We start from the raw sequence: 21,297 nt of genomic DNA, 5'->3' as shown, positions 1-21,297 counted from the left end.
GGCGCCGCCCTCCCCCGTGCGGCCCCTGCTTGTGTCCGGGCCCCCACCACCCGCCCGGAGCGCGGGCGGGGCGGGGTCGAGGTGTCCGCCTCGCACGGCGGGGGCGGGGCCGTCCATCGCCCGCCGGGCCGACAGAAGGCGGCGGCCGACACCATCCGCGCCCCAAGGCTTCCCGGCCCTACGCCGCATGGAGTGCCCGCACCAGCATGTCGGTCAGCGCACTCGTGATGGCATCGCCGGTCACCACCTTGTACAGCACGGCCGCGAGGGCGCACGCGGCCAGCGTCCCGACGGCGTACTCGGCCGTGGTCATCCCGGCGTCCGAGCGGCCCCGGAGCCGGGCCACCCTGCGCACCCGGCAGGCCGCCCGGCGGCTTCTCCGCCGCCACCTGCCGGCCGACGGGCGGAGCGGACGCCCGGCACCGGGCCCGATCGTGATCACTGCGGTCATGAAACTCTCCTGTCGCTCGATGTCCACTGCTGTCAGTTGCTGGCCGGTCGTCGTCTGCTGCTGTCCCGCGCCCGGCCCTTGTTCACATCGCCTGGGCGAAGCGGCTGGTGAGGCCGACGACCACCGGCACCACGCCGATCAGGACGAAGGCCGGGAGGAAGCAGAGCCCCAGCGGCGCGGTGGCGAGCACCGCGGCCCGGCGGACCCGAGCGTGGGCCGCCCGGGCGGCCGCCGCGCGCTGCCCCTGGGCCAGCCCGATCAGGGGGCCGGCGGCGGGGACACCGCCGAGGCTGCTGCGCTCCAGGCAACGGGCCAGCGGTGCCAGCGACGGGTGCTGCTCTCCCAGTCGGTGCCAGCACAGCTCCGGCGGGGCGCCCAGGGCCAGTTCGGCACCGATCGCCACCAGCCGGGGCCCCAGTGGCGCCCCCACGCTCCGGCCCACCGCCGACACGGCTTCCGAGGGCAGCGCCGCCGAGCCGAGGCAGGCGGCCAACAGCTCGGCACCCAGGGGGAGTTGCCTCGTCAGAAGCTCCTCCTCGCGGACCGCCTTGCGATCGCCCGTCGACGGCGCCCGGGCCGACCACCGGTGGACGCCCACCGCCAGCAGCAGCCCGACGGCCGGCCCGGTGCCGCCACCGAGCAGTGCCGTCGCCGCGAGCCCGACGACGACCGCCGCCACCGCCTGCCGCCGACGCCCAACCCCCAAGGCCGTCAGCCCGGTTCGATTCCAAGCCTCCTGCCGCTCGCGGGCCCGGGCGAACACCCCTCGGCGCCTCACCCGGCCGCGCACCCACGCCCACCCCAGGACAGCCGCGCCTGCCGGGAGGATGGCCGCCGCCCACTCGATGCCCCGGATCACCCCGCCCCCGCCCCGAGCACTCGTGCGCGCACCCGGGACAGCCCGCAGTGCCGCTCGTCCGCCCGCGGAGCCGGTGCGACGCGGTCGACGAGTCGACGCCGCCCGCCCCGCCCCGGGGGCTCCTCCAGCGCCCCTCGGGCCGCAGCCCGGACGATGCGCGCCGTCCAGAGCACACCCAGCCCCTCCAGGACCGCCCCCGCCACGAGGCAACCCAGCCCGGACGGGGTGTGCAACAGGACCTCCAGCGGACGCGCCCCGAGCGCGGCACCGAGGAACAGTCCGACACCGGGCAAGGCGGCCAGGACGGCGATCGTCGCGCGCGGCCCGGCCAGTTCCCCGGCGATCTCCTCCGCGAGTGCCCGCTCGCCGCGCAGCGCCTCCGCGACCCGGTCCAGGGCGGCGGCCAGCCCCGACCCGCTGTCCGCGGCCACCCGCCAGCAGGCCGCGATGGCCGCGGCCCCACGACCGCCCGGCAGTTCGGCCAGCAGGTGCAGCGCGGCGGGCACGTCTCCGCCGTACCGGCCCGCCGCCAATCGGGCCACCGGCTCCTCACCGAGCCTGCGCAGCGCCTCCGGGGCGGCGGCGAGCCGCGCGGTGACCAGGTGCAGCGCCTGTTCCGGCGTCGCCCCGCCCCGCAACTCCCCTGCCAGACCCGCGCAGAGGTCCACCACGGCCGCGGCCCGGTGTCCGGCCTCCGCCGCCAGGCGTCGCCGCAGCCGCCAGCTGCGCAGCGGCGGAACGGCCAGGACTGCCGCGAGCGCCGGCACCGCCGAGGCGGTGGCCTGCCCGGCAGCCAAACCCAGCGGCAGGACCAGGAGTTCGGGCGCCAGGAACTCCGGCAACCGGCCCCGGCTCCGACCCCGAACAATCCGCCTCCGCCCTCGGCTCCGCTCCACGACCTCCGCGCCCGGCCACCGCACCGGAGGCCCACTGCCCGCCAACACCAGCCTGGAACGTCGCCCACCCGGCAACTGCTCCTGCACCGCCCGCCATGCGGCGGCGGCCACCAGGCACAGCACCACCGTCCAGCCCAGTGCGATCTGACTTTGCGCCATGTCGGTCACCTCCGTTGCCTCCAGTCCTTCCGGCCCTGGCCACCAAGCAGCACCAGGGCGCCCACGGCGCACCCGCCCAGCAGCAGGGCGAAGGCGAGTTCCACCACCCGCACGTCCGCGCCGACCGCCCTCGCCGCCGCGATCACGACCGCCCCGGCCCGAGCGACACCCCGCGCGCCGCCAGCAGTCCGACCAGCCGCGCCCAACCCGCACCGGGACGCATGCCGCCGGCCGCGGGGAAGGCCACGGCGGGTGTGGTCACGGCCGAGCCGTCTCCCGCCCCGGCCAACGTGTGGACCTCCGCCACCCGGCGCCGCCCCGAACCCGGATCGCGGACCAGGTGCACCACCACGTCGAGTGCGGCCCGCAGTTGGCTGTGCAGCGCCGCGCGGTCGAGACCGGCGAGCGCGCCCAGGGCCTCCAGCCGGACCGGCACGTCCGCCGCCGTGTTGGCGTGGACCGTGCCGCAGCCGCCCTCGTGCCCGGTGTTCAGCGCGGCCAGCAGGTCCGACACCTCGGGCCCGCGGACCTCGCCGATCACCAGCCGGTCCGGGCGCATCCGCAGCGCCTGGCGGACGAGGTCGCGCAGGGTGAACTCGCCCAGCCCCTCCTGGTTGGGCGGCCGGCCCTGGAGCCGGACCACGTGCGGATGGGCCGGTCGCAGCTCGGCGGAGTCCTCGGCGACCACGATCCGCTCGTCCGGCCCGGCCAGGCCGAGCAGGGCTGACAGGAGCGTGGTCTTGGCTACCCCACCTATGTACCGCCCCTGGAAGTCCTCCCGCTCTCCCCCTGTGTGACTACAGATCGAGCGGAGCCCAACCATGCGAGTACTGTGCGCAATCCGTCTGTCGAACCTGACCGATAACACCACCAGCCCAACCCGGCAGCGCAAGAAGACCCGGGGATGGTGCGACACCAACGGCGCGAACGTCGTCGGCGAAGCGTTGGATTTGGACGTCTCAGCCTCGAAGGTCGGCCCCTTCAAGCGCCCGGAATTGGGCAAGTGGCTGGAACGGCCGAACGATTATGACGCAATTGCATTTTGGCGCCTCGACCGCGCAGTCAGGTCAATGGCTGATATGGCAGCACTGGGCGAGTGGGCAAAGCTTCACGGAAAGCTGCTCGTTTTTGTCGAGGGCCCGGGAGGGGCGCCGCTCGTTCTCGACATGCGGGAAACCTCACTCGTTTCAGAGCTAATTATGATGCTTCTGGCCTTTGCGGCTCAGATGGAGGCGGAGGCGATCCGGGAACGAGTCCTTGGATCTCGGGCTGAACTCCGAAGCCAGGGACGCTGGCACGGCGGGCGAATTCCATACGGCTGGACTGTCACAGAGAACCCCGAAGGAAAGGGATGGGTTCTCGTAGAGTGCCCCGAAACGGGCCCCATCGTACGCGAGATTATTCGGCGGGTAATTGCTGGAGAGTCGATCTACTCGATAGCCAACGACCTCGATAGCCGCAAAGTCCCAACCGCAACCGATCGCGAGAAAATGCGAAAGACCGGCAAGCTTCCCCAGAAGCCCAAGAAATGGGACCATCAGCATATTTCGGCAATGCTCCGTTCCGAGCATCTGCGCGGCTACACCCTTCACGACCCGGATGCCACCGCGAAGCGTGAACGACGGGCCAAAGGCTCGGAGTTCGAGGCATGGGAAGGCCGCCCCCTCCTCGATAGCACGGGGCACCCTCGAATCGACCGGCCTCCACTTATCAGCGATTCAGACTGGTACAAGCTCCAGGCCATCATGGAGACCAAATCCCGCCCCGAAGCAATCATCCACAGCGCCGAATCCCGACTTGTCCGGGTCGCCTATTGTGGTGGAATCAATCGCGACGGATCGATCTGCGGAGCACCCATGTATGGCAGCAGCAAGAAGAGGCGAAGCAATAGGCGCACTGCCAAAGAATGGGCGGGAAGTCATGTTCGAGTCTATCGATGCAAGATTCGCGGAATGGGCCACTCCGTCGAAGCGGACGCCGACATTCTTGAGAAATGGGCAGAAGGAGAATTCCTGAAGCGGATCGGACATCTGCAAATCACACTCCAGGTCGAAGACCCCGGAGAGGACCACTCCACGGAAATCGAAAGAGTAAAGGAAAGCATTTCGCGACTTCGGCGAGACCGGAGCGCGGGCTTGTATGACGAAGACGATGAAGTCGAGTACGGGCGAATGATGGAATCTCTCCTGAGCGAACGAAAGCGACTGAAGGCGCTTCCTTCACGCCCGCCGGGTGTTTCCCAGGTCCCTACCGGCCGTACCTATGCCGACTTGTGGCATGAGGCGGGCGAAGACCAGAAGCGCCACATGATGGTGGAGGCGGGCGCACGGTTGGTTGTTGTCAAGGGGAGGCCCGTCGGACCCGGATTCGATTACGGACGACTGTCCTTCGCAATCGGTGAGCACGACGACCCGGAGGCAACGGAACTAGCCGCTCTGGCCCGCGTCCAGGCCGCCTGACGGCCCCCTACAGCCCCGCCTGGCCTCCGTTGGTCGGGCGGGGCTTCTTCACGCCCTCAGGCGGGCATCTACGGCCTTCTGGGGCGGTGCCCGCGCGGGATGCCTGCCTCTCCAGCGCTGGCCCGGACTGCCAAGGATGGTGTTTTGGCGTTTTGATGCCTCTTCTCAACACACTAAAGAAAACTCTTAGGGAAGTCAGGATCGACGTCCCAAACACCAAACCACCATCGTGACCGACCAGCGGCCGGCGGTTGAGCGCGCTGCCCCTCACATAGCCCCGCCCGACCTGACTTCTGTCATACACGCATCTTGCCTGAGTCTCAGCAGTACGGGCGGACAGCGCCGGTGGTGGTGTAGTGACGGTTTGACGAGTTTTCCAGTACGTCATAGAGAACTCTTAAGCAAACCGGAAACGACGCCAAATCACCTGTTCGTCATCCTGGACACCCGGGAAGCTCTTGCGCTCAAGTCCCCCCCGAGAAAGCGAGGGACGACCCGCTCACGCAGGGGCGGGAATGTCTTGCGCTCTAGAGAGGGGCGAGAGAAGCCTTAGGAAGGGGGTTCCCATGCCATCTGTGCTGATACGAGATCCCGGCGTCCAGAAGAGGACGGCGCCGTTCGTTGTCTCGATCCGGAGTTCCGGAGGCGTCAATACGATCAGCGGGTATGCCGTTCGGTTCGGCGAGCTGAGTCACGATCTCGGAGGGTTCCGGGAGCGGATCGACCCGGCCGCGTGGAATCCGGCGACGGACCGAAGCGATGTGCTGGCCACGTTCAACCACAACATGGACCACGTCCTCGGCCGGCGCAGCTCGGGAACGCTCCGGCTTGCTGCGGACGCGACGGGGATTCGCTACGAGATCGACGTCCCGAACACCCAGGCCGGTCAAGACGTCGCCGAGTTGATCCGGCGGGGCGACGTGATCGGCAGCTCGTTCACTTTCCGGGTCAACCCCGGCGGCCAGAAGCGGGCCAGCGACGACGACCCCGAGACCGGCCTTCCCGTTCGCGTGATCACGTCGATGACCGTCTACGAACTCGGCCCGGTGACCAACCCGGCCTACCCAACGACGACCACCAGCGCCCGTTCCCTGGACGCTGCCTATCCGATGGAGGGTGACTCCCGCATGACCGACGCGCCTATCCGAACGGCGGACGGCTTCCTACCGGTGAACCGGCGCACCATCCCGAATGGGGCGTCGTGGACGGCCACGGAACCGGCCGCGCTGTGGGTCAACATGATCGGCCCGAAGTCTCGCTTCCTGGCGAACATCCCGGCTTCGAACAAGCTGACCATGCACGAGGCTTCGATGATGCTCCCGGCGGTCAAGACCGCCGACGGCGGATACGTGGATGCCAACTCCCTGATCCCGGAGCCGGGCACGGACCTGCCCTCCCGCACCTGCTGGGCGGCCAAGTTCGGCGCGGTGGAGAAGGCGTCGTCCGAAGTCCTTCAGGACGCCCGTCCGGATCTCGTCGCCGGGATCAACCAGTCTCTTGCACTCGCCATGGCACGCGGGATCGACAACGGGCTGTTCAACGGCGCTGGACCGGCCGATCCGAACGACAGCCGTCGGGTAACTGGCCTTCTGTTTCAGGGAGTTACCAAGCACGCGGCTCCGTCCGTTGCGGAGATCAGTGCCGCAATCAAGCGCCTGGAAGGCTCCGACGCCGAAGCTACGGTCCTGTGGGCCGACCCGGTGGCAGCCGAGGCGCTTCGGGCGGAGATCCCTGCCGCTCAGTGGACGGAGGGAATCTACGGGCTGATCCCGGTCGTCTCGCGACGTCTTCCCGCCAACACCGTTGTGGTGGCGGACAGTTCGCGGATCTTCGTCGGGCTCCACAGTGGCATCTCGATCACGGTTTCACGATCCGCGCCGGAGGCGTTCGCCCAGGACCGCGCGCTGTTCCGTGCCCTTGCGCGCGTGGCCGGCGTCTGGGTGCAGGAAGCCGGGTCGGTGCAGATCGTGAGCGCCACGCTCCCGGACAAGACCCCGGACCTTCGGGCACTCGCTGACCAGCCGGAGCCGGACATGAACTCTCCCCAGATGCTCGCCGCCCAGGCCGCGCGGCACGCACAGGAGATGGCCGACCGCCAGGGCGACCCAGGCAAGCGCTTCACGGTGTCGGCGCCGAAGCTGTCGGACGACGACGCCCAGCGGCTCCGCGACCGCCAGCGACGGGCACGGGCACAGCAGTGATCACGACCACTGGAGGTAGGGGGGTGTCCTGGGTATGGGGGTGCTGAGGAAGGGGGCGGCCTGTCTCGCCGCCCTGTGGCGCTGGCACGGCCGACCGCCGCACCGTGAACCACTGCTGACCGAGATCGCCGCGCGTCTGGCCGAGATCGGGCTCAGGAACGTGCCGGTGCCCTGCCAGCGCTGTACCGGCACAGGCCACGTGGCTGCCGTCGTACTGGCCTGGACGAAGCCGATCCGCGACGGCGGAAGGCGTGAGCGTCACAACGTCCACGCGTCGTGCCTCGGGTGTTGGCGGGACACAGGCCGGAACGACGGCTTGCCCGTGCTCGAAGGCGCGAGACTCCACCAGCGCCGGACGCCGAAGTCAGACGCAGTGATCATCTGCACCTGATGTCCGGTGCTCCGGCTGCCGGGCGGGGGGAGAGCACAGTCGAAGTTCGCGGCCTGGCCGCTCAGCGATCCCGGTCCCAGCTCGAAACACGCACCCTGGGTGTGATGCCATTTTCACGCCCCCGTGGGTCAACTTGCTTGAATCTCAGACTAGTTGGCAAGTCAAGCCCGCGAGAAAGACTACCTGTAAGCGGTCTTAGCCGCCTGATCAGGGCAGGCAGGGTTCCCCAAACAGCAAAGAGACCCCAGCGGATTCCCGCTGGGGTCTTTCTGCGTTCTGGGTCAACCTACGGCGTGTACTCGTAGCCGATGGTGAACCGGGGAGGCAGGCAAGCCTCCGTGTACTCGATCAGCCCTTCGTCGTCCGACCAGCGGTGGACGAGAGCCAGGATCGAGCTGCCAACCGGTACCGCCAAGGCGGCGGCTTCGCGCTGGTCTGCCGTGCGCGCGTGCATGTCGTCGCGTGCCGCTGTGATGGTTCGGCCAGTGGCTTCGAGGACGCGCGCCGTGATTCCGTCGTTCCGCCCCGGAGCCGTGTTGAGCAAGTCGGGCACCAGCGCGGCGAAGTGCGCGGGGTACCAAGACACCGCGAAGAGGGTTCGAGACTTGCCGCGCCCAGCGATGTACTCGCGGCGCACCAGCTGGGCGCCGTGCTCCAGGTCGAAGAGATCCGCGACGTAGAGCGGCGGGATGACGAGTTCGGCAGCCGTTACGCGACTGGTCTCGCCCTCCATGAGGCTGGACTGAACCCTCTGCACCCGGGCAAGACGGTCCCGACTGCTGGCGCTCACGCGTGGATCATCCGCGACGAATGTTCCACGCGGTGAAGTGCGGAGATAGCCCTCCACCTGTAGGTGCTGAAGTGCCCGGCTGACCGTGGCCACGGCAACGTTCCAGCGCCCGGCGATCTCCTTGTTGCTGGGCAGCTTCGCGCCCGGCTCCAGCTCCCCTGACAGGATTCGCTGACGGAAGTGGTCTGCGATCACAGACCACGTTTTCGGCGTCTTGCTCGGCATGTTCGCTCGCTTCCGCTCGGTGGGCGACCCCCGTTTGAGCAGACTAGTTCACTCGCAACCGTAGCGGCCGAACTAGGCCACTCTTCATTCTGGACTAGTTCACTGACTGGCCGTCATGCGATCGGCGGTCGGTCTTGGCCCGAGGGAGCATGCATGCAGGTCACGGCGGGAAAGTGTGTGTGCGGCAAGTCGATCAGCGGCACCGTGGGCACGGACGGCGTCAGCACGTGGTCGTGCGTCTGTCGCCGGTTCGGCTACCTGTTGCCGCCGGACTACGCGCTGACGCACCCGGACGAGTCCCGCATTCAGGTCTGCGGCCGGAAGCGGCTCACCAGCGTGCCCGCCCCGGTCATGGCGTGAAGGCCCGTTCCCGGTGCCGGCTGTGGTTCCACCGGGCGACTCACCCGGTAGGCACAGCTCGGATGCTCTGGGGCTTGCACATCCAATTCATGTGGCCCGTAACGATGTTCAGCCCACGGCGCCGCCAGATCATCCGTGACGAACGCGCCTACGTCCGACGTCTGAGACTTCGCGCGGAACTCGACCGGCGCCGCCTGAGACTGCCGCCGTCCCCCGAGTAGCACCCATCGACTCCCGTTCCGGCCGATTTCTCCGCCAAGAGATCCCGGCGGGGAACGGGTTGCACAACCCGGGGATGAACGTCCCCGGTCGCACTGCCAAACCGGCACGGCGCCTGCCGTGCACACGAGTCGAAGGAGGAACGTTCATGAGCGAGTCCCTGAACTTCAACCCGCCGTCGCACCCCGGCCTGGAGTGGTCGGTGGCGATGCAGAGCCAGCTGGACGACCAGGTCCAGTGCTTCGCCGTCGCCGACGCCGGTAACGGCCGGGTGGTCATCGCCAACATCGACAACGAGAACGCCGTGATCACCGGCACCTCCGGTGAGCTGCGGAAGCTCAAGGCCGCCTTCGTCTCCGGGCAGTACGACCACCTGATCGGCGCCTGACACATCAGCAAGTGAGTGAGAGGCGACCGCCCCAATTCAGGTGGGGCGGTCGCCCCTTCCTACCCTACGAGAAGGGAGCACCGCCGTGCAGACCGCGCTTTCGAGGCTGGTCACAGACCCGGCCGTTTTCCGCAAGGCGTGGCCGTCGGTTCCCACGGTCTTCAACCGAGACGTTGCAGACCTTCAACTCCTCGCCACTCGCCAAGCGGCGCGGGAGATCCTGGCTGACCCGGACGTCCGCCCCTACAGTTTCGGGATGGTCCGGAGCGGCGGCCTGACTGCCGAACGCGCATCCGCCGACCACCCCACGGACACGCTCGTCTTCAACGGGCTGCATCAGAGCTACCCGCCGATCGTGGCGTTCTGCAAGGAACTGTCCGCCCAGCTCGGCCACCCGATCACCGGAAATCTCTACCTCACCCCCGCTGGTGAGGCTCAAGGATTCGGCTGGCACTGGGACTGCCACCACGTTCTTATCGCCCAGACCGAAGGCGCGAAGCGGTGGCAGCTCTTTCGGCCCACGTTCGTGGACCCGCTGGAGCACCGACACCACAACTGGTCGAGGATCGGGTTCGCTCCGGAGGACAAGGAACGCTTCGATACGACGGACCCGGATTTCGAGTTCAACCTGACGGCAGGGCAAGTGCTGTTCATCCCACGCGGTTGGGTTCATGCGGGTCGGACCGGCCCTGACCAACCCAGTCTCCACATTACGTTCGGCGTGCAACTTCTCACCGAACACTGGGCGCTGCAAAAGCTGTTGGATGCTGGTGGGGAGTCGGTGGAGCTGCGCGGCGCCTTGCCTCCGGACCTTGCGGGCAGCGACTTCGAAGCTCTCGCGGAACGCCTTCGTTCCACGCTGGTGCAGTGGGCGACCAAGCAGCCGGCGGAGGAACTCGTGATGAAGCTCCGATCCGCGCAACGGATGTCCATCTACCACGGGACGCCGCAGTAGGGGCGTTGGGGAAGACTGTCGGGATGGGAGTGGATCGGGCTACCAGCGGCAGGCACCGGCGGATGTGCCAGTGGGGCGGGTGCCAGAACTACGCCAATCTTCGGGACCTCGACACGGACTGTGACTTCTGCCTCGGCTGTGCTCTGGCGATGCTGTGCGCGGCGCAAGATCCGATCACGGACTACGTCGAGTTCGACGGGGACGAGTACACCAAGGCTCTGGAGACGCGGGCCCCGTTCGCCTTACTCGGTTGGCCCTTACCGCCGAACGGCGTTGGCCACTAGCCTCTAAAGGACGGCGAGGGAGAGGTAAGGACCGTGCTCGAACCCGACGACGAGACCATGTCCGACTGGTACGCCGCGCGGAGCAACCGGCACCGACCGCCGGGCACCCGGGACGCCATGGCCCTGGACCCCGGGGCCCAGCACGGTCTTCTCTTTCAGGACACGCCCCGTCTGGTGGTCGAGTGGGACGGCTCGGAGTGGCAACCGGTAGGCGTAGCCGCCAACTACTCAGAGGCGTACTCGGTCATCGTTCGGCGGGGTGCCGACTCCGTTCCGCCGCAGGATGACACCCCCGTTGCGCTACTGCGGAAGGGAAGCGGTCGGCACCGTAGGAACTGACGGCGCTACCCGCGTTCTTCCCGGCCCCGTCCGGGTTCGCCTGGTCGGGGCTACTTTGTGCGGTCTGTCACGAAGCTCCCCATCCCGGTCTCAGTCCGGATCAGTCCATCCTCGCGGAGCGCCGCCGTGACCTTTTGAACAGTCGCACGCGCTACTCCGAAATCCCGTTCGAGTTGCACCGCCGAAATCAGGTGGCCGGGCGCATACTCGCCGCTTTCGATCTTGCGAGCGATCTCGTCGCGGATCTGTCGCCACTTGGGGCGGGTCGGGTCGAACTCCATGCCACGAAGGTAACCGTCGGCGGGCGCTGACGGGAGTCGGGTGCTATAGGGGGCGATAGACAGGGGTAGGGACCCCTAGTAAGGTCTGCACAACAGAAAACCCGGCGACCGCGCCAACGGTCCCGGGGATGGCCCTAGCTTTCTCGGAGCTAAGACATGACTCAGCTTATCGTCCTGGCCGCACTCTGGGTGCTGCGCTTGCTGCTGCCGGCACGCGGAGAGCACCGCCGCCGGACCCTGGTGATCTGCGGTCCCGAGGTGTTCCGGCTCGCGGTGCCGAAGCGCGTCATCTGCGCTCCCACCCGTCCTGTCTCACTGCTCGATCTGCGCGAAACCGTGCAGTACTGCCCCGGCCCTCTCGTCCGACCGCACCTGATCGCATGGGAGCGCATGACCCCCGCACAGCAGGAAGTCATTCAGCGACGTCACGCGGACGACATGGCACGACGCTGGGAAGCCATCGTGGTGGCCGAACTTGCACGGGACGCGAACGACCAGCGGAGGCGCCGCGCCGCGCTGTTCGCTGCTGCACTCGACTTGCCCGACCCCATGCACTGGCTCGACAGCATCACGACCGGTGTCCCTCACACTCTCGCCGGGGCAGTGGCCCAGTGAGCAAGGTGTTCATGAAGGACTTGCCGGACGGTACTCGCCGGGGCAACACGCGGGGGCTGCTGGCAAGCGAACGGAACGGGTGGCGGGTCTTCACGGGCGGTCGCCCGATGGTGCGGGTGATACACCGCCCCCGCGCGTCCAACGACACCCGTCCGTGGGTCGACGCCTACGGACGCCGGTACTTCTCGCGTGACTGCTGGGCAGTAGGCGGAAAGTAGCACGTCACAGCCCCGTTCGGGTTCGCCTGGGCGGGGCTCTCTCGGGAGCTTCTAGAGGCGGTACATAGGCAACGTGGTCTTCCCCGAGCCAGTCCCACCGGACACCAGCAGTGACAGCCGGGCCCGCACGATGCCCGCGAGCAGTTCCGCACCCTCCGGTGGAAGCGACCCGCCCGCCACCAACTCGTCGAGCGTGAACGGCCGGGAGCGGCAGACCCGCAGCGAGATGTGCGTGCAGCCGGCCGCGATCGGCGGCAGCACCGCGTGCAGCCTGGTGCCGTCCGGCAACCGGGCGTCCACCCAGGGGCGGGCGTCGTCCAACCGCCGGCCGGCCGCGGTGGCCAGCCGGTGGGCCAGCCGCCGCACCGCCTCGGCGTCGGCGAAGCGGACACCGGTGGCTCGCTGCAGGCCGCCGCCACGGTCGACCCACACCTCCTCCGGACCGTTCACCAGGACGTCCGTGACGTCGGGTGCCGCCAACAGCCGCTCCAGCGGGCCCGCACCCACCAGTTCGGCGCGCAGCGAGCGCACGGTGTCCAGGACCTCGTCCCCGCCGAGCGGCGGGCGGGTGGCCCGCAGCGCTGCCGCGACCGAGCCCACCGTCGGGGCGGCCCCCGACTCGGCCAGTCGCAGCCGGACCGCGTCCACCAGGGCCGCCGTCCGCTGCTCGCGGGCCGTCCGGCCGTACGGGCAGGGCCCGTGCCCGGGCTCCGGCGGCACGCCGGGCACCGGCACGCTCCGCAGCGGCCGGTGCTCCCGCGCACCGCCGTCCTGGCCGGGCGTGCCACCCCGGAGGACCGTTCCACGCAGACGGCCCATCAGTACACACCTCCCCCGACCGCCGGCACCGGCGGCAGCACCTCGTTCAGGAAGCTCGCGCAGAAGCGCGCGAGCGGGCCGCTCTCCCGGATTCCGGGCGGGACGCCCTTCACGACGTCCTGGGCCAGGCCCGGCTCCGGCTCCACCTCCCCCGCCAGCGGCAACCGCAGCCCTCGGACGATCTGCCGGGCCGGCAGCCCGCCGGCCCGCACCGGCCGCACCACGGCCCGCACGTCCCCGAGCCGCATCCGGGCCGCCGCGGCGACGCGGTCGGCAGCGGCCACCGCGCGCAACTCGGCCGACACCACCAGGAGCGCCAGGTCGGACTGCTCCAGCGCCTGCCCCGCGGCCGCGTCGAGGTGTCGGGGCACGTCGACCACCACCAGCCCGCCGCGCCGCCTGGAGGCAGCCAGCACGCTGCGCATGGCCTCCGGCGGCACCGTCAGGGTGTCGCCGCGGTCCCAGGAGAGGCAGGACAGCGCGGAGAGCCGCTTGAGCACCGGCAGCGCCCGGGCCAGCTCGGCCCCGCTGACCCGCCCGCGGGAGCCCGCCAGATCGGGCCAGCGCAGCCCGCTGACCCGCTCGCCGCCGAGCAGGATGTCGAGGCCCCCGCCCAGCGGATCGCCGTCCAGCAGCATCGTCCGCCGTCCCGCCCGCGCGGCCGTGACCGCCAGCGCGCAGGCCAGGGTCGAGGCCCCGGCCCCGCCCGAGCCGCCGAGCACCGCGACGGTGACCGCCGGGCAGCCGACGCCTTCGGCCGCGTCGGCGATCCGGTCGAGCAGCCAGGCCTCCGCGTCGGGCAGGAACAGCACGTGTTCGGCCCCGAGTTGGACGGCTCTGACCCACACCCCGGGGTCGTCCAGGTCCAGCCCGAGCAGCAGCACCCCGCCGCGCCGCCCCAGCGCGGAGCAGCGGACGGCCTGGTCGTCCCCGACCAGGACCAGCGAGGCCCCTTCCCAGAGGGCCCGCGTCGGCGGGGCGCCCCGGACCAGCCTCGGCTCGGTGCCCGCCGCCGCGCAGACCCGCAGCAGGTGCTCGGCCAGGCCCTCGTCCTCGGTGACGATGAGCGGCCCGGCGACCGCGGGGCCCTCGGCGGTGATGTGGTCGGCGATCGGCGTCGACATGGATGCTCCCCTCCGCGCCGCCTGCCACCAGGCCGGCGACGCACGTCGGACGATTCCGGCGGGCGGCCGCCCGACAGGCCTCTGAGGGAGGAAGGGGTGAGGCCCTGCCCGGCGACCGCCGCCGGTCATCACGGTGGGGGGAGATCCGGATTCCGTCATCCGGCATTCGATTGCCTGTGGATAACCCGTGGGCTGTGGATGAAATCGTTCACCCGGGCGGGGGGCTAATCGGCGAAGAATTGACGAAAAGGGGTCACCGAGATGAACCGGCGGTCCGTCGCACCCCGTTCGACCGATCTCTCCGACCCCCGCCCGCCGCCTTCCGGACACCGCCTCCGGGCGGGCTCGCGGCACCGATCGGAACCAGCCGTTCGATCTCCGACGAACATGAGCGAATGGCAACGCAGAGTGACGGAAGTCGATCGGCGGGCCGAGGTGTCGACACCCCCTGTAGGCCGCCGAGGCCAGGACGGCGGCTCCGCCGCGAGAGGCGTTCAGGCCCTGAAAATGGCCCCGGACGTGCGACGACCCCCGCCGGGGGGGAGAGCGGGGGTCGTCTATCCACAGCCCGGCTCGGGGGGGAGGAGCCGGACCGGGTTAGCACGGTCGCGAACGATCCGTGACTTCCATGGTGTACCCGAGCGGCCAGAAACACAAACCCGCACGCCCGCGAGTACGCCGAATGGCGGGGTGTTTTGCGGCTCCCTCTATCCTCGGTTCCCGTGGACACCACCGAGAACGCCGACGACCACGCCGACGAGTCCCAGGGCGACACCACCGGCGCCGAAGAGCTCCGCCCGCAAGAGCTCCGCCCGCCCGTTCGCCCGAGGCCCGGAGGGCCGCGCACGGCGGCCTTCTTCGACCTCGACAAGACCATCATCGCCAAGTCGAGCGCGCTGGCCTTCAGCCGCCCCTTCTACCAGGGCGGTCTGATCAACCGTCGGGCCGTACTGCGCAGCGCGTACGCCCAGTTCGTCTTCCTGGTCGGCGGCGCCGACCACGACCAGATGGAGAAGATGCGCGAGTACCTCTCCGCGCTCACCCGGGGCTGGAACGTCCAGCAGGTCCGCGAGATCGTCGCCGAGACCCTGCACAACCTGATCGACCCGATCATCTACGACGAGGCGGCCTCGCTGATCGAGCAGCACCACGCGGCCGGCCGGGACGTGGTGATCGTCAGCAGCTCCGGCTCCGAGGTGGTCGAGCCGATCGGCCGGCTGCTCGGCGCGGACCACGTGATCGCCACCCGGTTGAAGGTCGAGGACGGCTGCTACACCGGCGAGATCGAGTACTACGCCTACGCCGAGAACAAGGCCGCGGCCATCCGGGAGTTGGCCGCGACCGAGGGCTACGACCTGGCCGCCTCGTACGCGTACAGCGACTCCTCCACCGACCTGCCGCTGCTGGAGGCGGTCGGCCACCCGTCGGCGGTCAACCCCGACCGCGCGCTGCGGAAGGAGGCGCAGGCCCGGGAGTGGCCGGTGCTGGTCTTCGACAAGCCGGTGGAACTGCGGCGGCGGCTACCCGAGTTCTCCGCTCCGAGCGGCTCGGTGCTGACCGCCGTGGCGGTCGGGACGGCCGCGGTGACCGCCGGGGTGATCTGGTACCTGGCCCGCCGGCGGCGCCCGCTCGCCTGAGGCGCCGGGGCCCACACCCCCGGAAACCTTGGCCAAAACGGGCAATCGGGACAGACTTCTCGTTTCGGGTTCCCCTTTCGCCCGAAACGCGATACAAATGAAGCACGGCCCGCGAGACCCGGTCAGGACCTAAGAGGTCAAACCGACAACGCAGTTCAGGCCCCACGGACCGCACGTACAGATATCCGGGCACCCACATGCAGCCGACCCGCTGTCGGGCCGCCGGACCAGACGAACGGGCAGGATCCCCGTCTGATCGGCACTTCCGGTGCATGCATGGTCACCCGGTATCTGCACCAGCGGCGGCACCCGGCAGGATCAGGTGCCGCCGCATCTTCGTTCCCGCACGCCTCCAGGGTTCCCACGCGCTTCCCGACGTCCGCACGCCCCTTGCGGGGCGTGCGCGCCGCTCCACGTCCGGCCGCTCAGACCATCCCGCGCTGCATCGCCTCGCAGACCGCCGTGCTCTCCCGCACGCCGAGCCGCAGCGCCCGGCCGCAGTGGGCGATCCAGGCCGCCATCCCGTCCGGGGTGCCCGCCAGGTAGCCGGCCAGGGCCCGGCGGTAGGCGGCGGTGCCGAGCTCCGCCAGGCCGACCTCGGCCGGGCAGATCGACTTCGGGTCGAGCCCCTCGGCGATCAGCACGATCCGCTGGGCGGCCCGCGCGATCACCCCGTTGTGGGTGCCGAACGGCCGCAGCGCGAGCAGTTCGCCGTGCACCACCGAGGCCACGACGAGGGCCGGCGTGCCCACGCCCTGGCCCTCCGCGCGCGCCACCAGCAGTCGGGAGAGCTGGTCGAGCCGGGCCGCGACCTCCTCCGCACCGGGCGCCGGCGGCAGCGCGGGCAACGGCCCGTCCGCGGCGTCGACCTCGACGCTCTCCACCGGCTCCAGTGCCAGCGGGAACAGCTCCTCTGCGCCCTCCCCGGCCCGCCGCGGACGACCGGCGGCCGGATCGCCGTCACCGACCGCGAGCAGGTGCAGCCGGGCCAGCACCTGGAGCGGCGAGTGCCGCCAGATGCTGAGCAGCTGGCCGGCCTCGGCGGCGATCCGCAGGGCCGCGCCGACCGTCCGGGCTTCGGGGTCCGCGCCGAAGTCGCTGCGGCGGCGGACCTCCTCCAGCGGCCAGTCGGCCCCGGCCAGGGCCGCCGACGCGCGGGCTCCGCGCAGCGCGGACTCGGAGGTGACCTCGGCCGCGCGGCGGCGCATCACCCGGTGGCCGTAGAGCCGGTCGACGGCCTTGCGCACCTCGGCCACCGCGTCGGGCACCCCGGGGAGCTGGGCCAGCGGGGCGAGGGGATCAGTTCCAGTGCTCACCTACCCGAGAGTAATGAACGGGCCGCCCCTCCCGGAACAGCAACCCCGCATCACCCGTTAGAGGCAATCCTCACTTCCCGCCCCCGGCGAAACCCAAACCCCGGCTAGCATGACCACTATCGGAGACGATAACGATTTCCAACTGGGGAGCGCGTCGCGCGCCCTGGGCAGGCGGCCCACCCCGAGGGCCCTGAGTGAGAGCCGGAGTCCCCAGATGAAAATCGCCTTCGTCGGCAAGGGCGGCAGCGGGAAGACCACGCTGTCCGCACTGTTCATCCGCCACCTGGCGGCCATGGGCCGACCGGTCATCGCCGTGGACGCCGACATCAACCAGCACCTGGGCCCGGCCCTCGGCCTGACGGACGACCAGGCCGCAGAACTGCCCTCGCTGGGCAGCCGCCTGCCGGAGATCAAGGAGTACCTGCGCGGCAGCAACCCGCTGATCCGCTCCTCCGACGAGATGATCAAAACCACGCCGCCCGGCCGCGGTTCGCGACTGCTGCGGATCGTCGAGGAGAATCCGGTCTACGCCTCCTGCGCCCGCCCGATCGCGCTGGACGAGGGCTCGGTCCGACTGCTGGCCACCGGCGCGTTCACCGTGGAGGACCTCGGGGTGGCCTGCTACCACTCCAAGGTCGGCGCGGTGGAGCTGCTGCTCAACCACCTGCTGGACGGCCCGGGCGAGTACCTGGTGACCGACATGACGGCGGGCTCGGACTCCTTCGCCTCCGGCCTGTTCACCCGCTTCGACCTGACCTTCCTGGTGGCCGAGCCGACCCGCAAGGGCGTCTCCGTCTACCGCCAGTACAGGGACTACGCCCGCGACTTCGGCGTGCGACTGAAGGTCGTCGGCAACAAGGTGCAGGGCCCGGACGACCTGGCCTTCCTGCGCCGCGAGGTCGGCGACGACCTGCTCACCACCTTCGGGCAGTCGGACTGGGTGCGCCGCCTGGAGCAGGGTGCCGAACCGCCGCTGAAGTCCCTGGAGCCGGCCAACCGGACGGTGCTGGAGGAGCTGCGGATCGAGGCCGACGCGGCGTACGGACGGCGGGACGCCCGCCGCTACACCGAGCAGGCGGTGCTCTTCCACCGCCGCAACGCGGAGAGTTGGGCCAACTCCAAGGTCGGCATCGACCTCGCGACCCAGGTGGACGAGGACTTCGTCCTGGGCGGGCTCGCGGACGACGGCGAGCACACGGCCCCGGCGGGCGCCCACGTCTGACCGGCACCGCCGCAGTCGAACGGGCCGCGGCCTCCCCACCCCGGGGAGGCCGCGGCCCGTTCCTCGTGCCCGGGCGCGTCCACGCGCCGCCCGCTCCCGAGGCCGGCCGACCCACCGCCACCAGCAGATTCCCGACCGTTCGGCCACCACCCATTGGAGTGAACCAGGGGGTTTTCCGCTTCCCTCCCGGAACCACGCTGTGCAAAGCTTTCATTACCCTCGGTTTACCGAGTCTTGATGGTTCGTCCGGCGGCCCCGGTGAGACGTCCCGCACCTCGCCCGGAGTCCTGGCGGGCCTGATGGTCAACGCCGGCCGGTGGCGCCCGCACTCCCCCGCCGCGCCCACGCCATCCCGCCACACCGTCGCGCCCACGACAGCCGATCCGCCCCGGAGCCCCACCCCCGGACTCACCGCCGGACCTGACTGCGTTCGCTCCCCCGGACAGACGGGAAGACAATGACCCTCGACATCTCCAGTGCCCCCATCGCCTCCGACACCACCGACCACGCACCGCCGGGCCCCGGCCCCCGGATCCGCTGGGCCCAGGACCTCTCCGCCTCCCTCGTGGTCTTCCTGATCGCCGTGCCGTTCTCCCTCGGCATCGCGCTCGCCACCGGCGCCCCGCTCACCGCCGGACTGGCCGCCGCGGCCGTGGGCGGGATCGTCGCCGGGCTGTTCGGCGGCACACCGCTCCAGGTCAGCGGTCCCTCCGCGGCGCTGACGGTGATCACCGCCGGGCTGATCGCCCAGTACGGCTGGCGGGCCACCTGCGCCGTCACCGTCGCTGCCGGCCTGCTCCAACTCCTGCTCGGCGCACGCCGGGTGGCCCGGACGGCGCTCGCCGTCTCGCCCGCGATCGTGCACGGCATGCTGGCCGGCGTCGGGATCACCATCGCCGTCGCGCAGCTGCACGTCGTCCTCGGCGGCTCGCCGCAGAGCTCCACGATCGCCAACCTCCTGGCCCTTCCCGGGCAGTTGGCCGGCCCGCACCCGCCGGCGCTGCTGGCCGGCGCGGTGACGGTGGCCGTCCTGCTCGGCTGGCCCCGGCTCGGCCGACTGCCGGGCCGCGCGGGCGAGTTCGGTGCCCGGCTGGCCAAGGTGCCCGGTCCGCTGGCCGGGGTCGCGCTGGCCACCGCGCTCGTGTTCACCCTGGACCTGCGGCTCGCCCGGATCGAACTGCCCGCCTGGCGGCCGCAGGCGTTCCTGCCCGCGCTGCCGCACGGCCCGGTGCTGGGGCTGCTCGCCGCCGTCCTCACCGTCACCGCGGTCGCCAGCGTGGAGTCGCTGCTGTCCGCCGTCGCGATCGACCGGATGGCCCGCCGCACCGGCGACCTCGACCGCGAACTGCGCGGCCAGGGCCTCGCGAACCTGGCGAGCGGCCTGGTCGGCGGGCTGCCGGTCGCCGGCGGCGCGGTGCGCGGCACCGCCAACGTACGGGCCGGCGGCCAGACCAGGTGGTCCTCGGTACTGCACGGCGTCTGGGTGCTGGCCGCCGCGCTGGCGCTGACCGGCGGGCTGCGCCGGATCCCGCTGGCCGCGCTCGCCGCGTTGGTGCTGGCGGTCGGGCTGCAGATGGTGGATTTCGCGCACATCCGAAAGGTGCACCGGCACCGCGAGTTCCCCGTCTACCTGATCACCGTGCTCGGCGTGGTGGCCGCCGGCGTGCTGTGGGGCGTCGCGATCGGCGCCGGCACCGCCATGCTGCTCGCCCTCTACCGGCTGACCCGCGCCCACGTGGACGTGGAGACCGGCCCCGGCGGCACGGTCACCGTCCACACCCACGGCCCGCTCACCTTCACCACCGTGCCCAGGCTCGGCCGGGCGCTGGCCGGCATCCCGGCCGGAGCCGAGGTCACCGTGGTCCACGACGGCTCCTTCCTGGACCACGCCGCGTACGAGACGCTGCACACCTGGCGGGCCGGGCACCAGGACACGGGCGGCCGGGTCTCACTGGTGACGCGCCGCCAGGACGACGAGGTGCTCGACCCGGACGGCACCGTGCGCGCGGGCAGTTCACCGGGCCCGCACCGCTGCCGGGCCTGGACGCCCTGGGTCGGCCACCACTGCATCGAGCAGCAGGAGGACCCGCACGGCCGGCTGCTGGACGGCGTCCGGGTGTTCCAGCTGCACACCGCCCCGCTGATCCGGCCGGAACTCGCCCGGCTGGCGCGCGAGGGGCAGACGCCCTCCCAGCTCTTCCTGACCTGCGCGGACTCCCGGATGGTCACCAGCATGATCACCAACAGCGGTCCGGGCGACCTGTTCACCGTGCGCAACGTGGGCAACCTGGTGCCGGCCCCGCACGAACCCGGCGCGGCGGACGACTCGGTGGCCGCCGCGGTGCAGTACGCGGTCGAGGTGCTGGAGGTGCGGTCGATCACGGTCTGCGGCCACTCCGGCTGCGGTGCGATGCAGGCCCTGTTGGACGGCGTGCACGAGCGCCCCGGGCCGCCCACCCCGCTGGCCCGCTGGCTGCGCAACGGCCGCGGCTCGCTGGACCGGCTCCGACGCGTCCCGGCGGAGTTCGCCTCCCGGCCCGTGGTGGACGTCGTGGAGCAGCTCTGCATCACCAACGTGGTCCAGCAGTTGGACCAGTTGATGGCGAACCCGGCGGTCGAGCGCCGGGTCGAGGAGGGCACCCTGCGGCTGGTCGGGATGTACTTCGACTTCGCGACGGCCCAGGCCTACGTCCTGGACCGGGCCGCCGGGACGTTCAGCCCGGTCGAGGCCCACCCCGGAAAGCATCCGAACGCGATCGAACGCCCCGCCGAGGCTCCGATCGGAACCGACCCCGGCGTCCGACCGAACGCGGCATCGGCCGAACGGGTGAATGAGGACGATCGGGTTCCGGTCGAGGGTGGTGAGGCGGACCCCCGGCTGGCTGCCTGAGAGCCGGGCCCGTGTCCCCGCCGGGCGGGCCGGGGCACGGGCCCACCCGCCCCCGCGCGGTCGTCCGGTCCTCCCCGGCGGACCGCACCGGAGGTCGGTCGACCGCCGATCAAAGGTCTACACCAATTCCCAGGAGCCTCTTGTCAACTGCCCCGTTCGCCTGGTGAGCTGTGCGCTGGGACACACGGGACAATCCCCA

Annotated in this window: 18 protein-coding genes and 2 pseudogenes; 10 read left to right on the top strand and 10 right to left on the bottom strand. The window is 70.7% G+C overall.

The window, feature by feature from the left end; all coding sequences use genetic code 11:
* Positions 1–178 precede the first annotated feature (178 nt).
* The 5 genes and pseudogenes from ACWDBE_RS19835 to ACWDBE_RS19815 form a co-directional block, all read right to left on the bottom strand.
* Positions 179–451 (bottom strand): DUF4244 domain-containing protein, encoded by a 273-nt coding sequence (locus ACWDBE_RS19835; RefSeq protein ID WP_449788426.1) that lies wholly within the window; start codon positions 449–451, stop codon positions 179–181.
* Positions 452–533: 82 nt separating this feature from the next.
* Positions 534–1,130, bottom strand: a complete 597-nt coding sequence (locus tag ACWDBE_RS19830; protein ID WP_449808652.1) for a type II secretion system F family protein — start codon at positions 1,128–1,130, stop codon at positions 534–536.
* A 176-nt stretch (positions 1,131–1,306) separates the two neighbouring features.
* On the bottom strand, positions 1,307–2,152 hold the full coding sequence (locus ACWDBE_RS19825) for a type II secretion system F family protein (RefSeq protein WP_449808651.1): 846 nt from the start codon (positions 2,150–2,152) through the stop codon (positions 1,307–1,309).
* Between the two features lie 218 nt (positions 2,153–2,370).
* Positions 2,371–2,511, bottom strand: a complete 141-nt coding sequence (locus ACWDBE_RS19820) for a hypothetical protein (RefSeq protein ID WP_449788429.1) — start codon at positions 2,509–2,511, stop codon at positions 2,371–2,373.
* Positions 2,508–3,116, bottom strand: a pseudogene (locus tag ACWDBE_RS19815) (ATPase, T2SS/T4P/T4SS family); the annotation flags it as partial. The pseudogene ACWDBE_RS19815 and the gene ACWDBE_RS19820, both read right to left, overlap by 4 nt.
* Before the next feature lie 70 nt (positions 3,117–3,186).
* Here ACWDBE_RS19815 and ACWDBE_RS19810 point away from each other — a divergent pair.
* Both ACWDBE_RS19810 and ACWDBE_RS19805 read left to right on the top strand, forming a co-directional pair.
* Positions 3,187–4,824, top strand: coding sequence for a recombinase family protein (locus ACWDBE_RS19810; RefSeq protein WP_449788430.1), 1,638 nt, complete (start codon positions 3,187–3,189; stop codon positions 4,822–4,824).
* A gap of 566 nt (positions 4,825–5,390) precedes the next feature.
* Positions 5,391–7,025 (top strand): HK97 family phage prohead protease, encoded by a 1,635-nt coding sequence (locus ACWDBE_RS19805; protein WP_449788431.1) that lies wholly within the window; start codon positions 5,391–5,393, stop codon positions 7,023–7,025.
* Positions 7,026–7,702: 677 nt separating this feature from the next.
* Here ACWDBE_RS19805 and ACWDBE_RS19800 read toward each other — a convergent pair.
* Entirely contained in the window at positions 7,703–8,431 is a 729-nt protein-coding gene (locus ACWDBE_RS19800) for a GntR family transcriptional regulator (protein ID WP_449788432.1), read from the bottom strand.
* A 153-nt stretch (positions 8,432–8,584) separates the two neighbouring features.
* On the opposite strand from ACWDBE_RS19800, the gene ACWDBE_RS19795 reads away from it, so the two are divergent.
* The 4 genes from ACWDBE_RS19795 (at position 8,585) to ACWDBE_RS19780 (ending at position 10,976) form a co-directional block, all read left to right on the top strand.
* Positions 8,585–8,791 (top strand): hypothetical protein, encoded by a 207-nt coding sequence (locus tag ACWDBE_RS19795; protein ID WP_449788433.1) that lies wholly within the window; start codon positions 8,585–8,587, stop codon positions 8,789–8,791.
* A 367-nt stretch (positions 8,792–9,158) separates the two neighbouring features.
* On the top strand, positions 9,159–9,398 hold the full coding sequence (locus ACWDBE_RS19790; RefSeq protein ID WP_449788434.1) for a hypothetical protein: 240 nt from the start codon (positions 9,159–9,161) through the stop codon (positions 9,396–9,398).
* An 85-nt stretch (positions 9,399–9,483) separates the two neighbouring features.
* Positions 9,484–10,353, top strand: coding sequence for a JmjC domain-containing protein (locus ACWDBE_RS19785; protein WP_449788435.1), 870 nt, complete (start codon positions 9,484–9,486; stop codon positions 10,351–10,353).
* Between the two features lie 317 nt (positions 10,354–10,670).
* On the top strand, positions 10,671–10,976 hold the full coding sequence (locus ACWDBE_RS19780; RefSeq protein ID WP_449788436.1) for a DUF6087 family protein: 306 nt from the start codon (positions 10,671–10,673) through the stop codon (positions 10,974–10,976).
* A gap of 50 nt (positions 10,977–11,026) precedes the next feature.
* Here ACWDBE_RS19780 and ACWDBE_RS19775 read toward each other — a convergent pair whose 3' ends face one another.
* Positions 11,027–11,257, bottom strand: a complete 231-nt coding sequence (locus ACWDBE_RS19775) for a GntR family transcriptional regulator (protein WP_449788437.1) — start codon at positions 11,255–11,257, stop codon at positions 11,027–11,029.
* Positions 11,258–11,413: 156 nt separating this feature from the next.
* Between ACWDBE_RS19775 and ACWDBE_RS19770 the strand changes: the two genes are divergently transcribed.
* Positions 11,414–11,872, top strand: coding sequence for a hypothetical protein (locus ACWDBE_RS19770; protein ID WP_449788438.1), 459 nt, complete (start codon positions 11,414–11,416; stop codon positions 11,870–11,872).
* Positions 11,873–12,159: 287 nt separating this feature from the next.
* On the opposite strand, the pseudogene ACWDBE_RS19765 reads toward ACWDBE_RS19770, so the two are convergent.
* Positions 12,160–12,909 (bottom strand): annotated as a pseudogene (locus ACWDBE_RS19765) (ATPase, T2SS/T4P/T4SS family); the annotation flags it as partial.
* A complete protein-coding gene (gene ssd, locus ACWDBE_RS19760; protein WP_449788439.1) occupies positions 12,909–14,033 on the bottom strand; it encodes a septum site-determining protein Ssd in 1,125 nt (374 codons plus the stop codon). The gene ssd and the pseudogene ACWDBE_RS19765, both read right to left, overlap by 1 nt.
* Positions 14,034–14,755: 722 nt before the next feature.
* On the opposite strand from ssd, the gene ACWDBE_RS19755 reads away from it, so the two are divergent.
* Positions 14,756–15,670: an HAD family hydrolase gene (locus ACWDBE_RS19755; protein ID WP_449788440.1), complete on the top strand. Its 915-nt coding sequence runs from the start codon at positions 14,756–14,758 to the stop codon at positions 15,668–15,670.
* A gap of 425 nt (positions 15,671–16,095) precedes the next feature.
* On the opposite strand, the gene ACWDBE_RS19750 is transcribed toward ACWDBE_RS19755, so the two are convergent.
* On the bottom strand, positions 16,096–16,986 hold the full coding sequence (locus ACWDBE_RS19750; RefSeq protein WP_449788441.1) for an oxidoreductase: 891 nt from the start codon (positions 16,984–16,986) through the stop codon (positions 16,096–16,098).
* Positions 16,987–17,200: 214 nt separating this feature from the next.
* On the opposite strand from ACWDBE_RS19750, the gene ACWDBE_RS19745 reads away from it, so the two are divergent.
* Positions 17,201–18,208: an ATP-binding protein gene (locus ACWDBE_RS19745; RefSeq protein ID WP_449808650.1), complete on the top strand. Its 1,008-nt coding sequence runs from the start codon at positions 17,201–17,203 to the stop codon at positions 18,206–18,208.
* Between the two features lie 457 nt (positions 18,209–18,665).
* Positions 18,666–21,098, top strand: coding sequence for a SulP family inorganic anion transporter (locus ACWDBE_RS19740; RefSeq protein WP_449788443.1), 2,433 nt, complete (start codon positions 18,666–18,668; stop codon positions 21,096–21,098).
* Positions 21,099–21,297: the final 199 nt, after the last annotated feature.

The organism is Kitasatospora sp. NPDC001132 (assembly GCF_053598415.1).
Note: the sequence above shows the minus strand (reverse complement) of the source record. Positions and strands in the feature narration are given on the sequence as shown.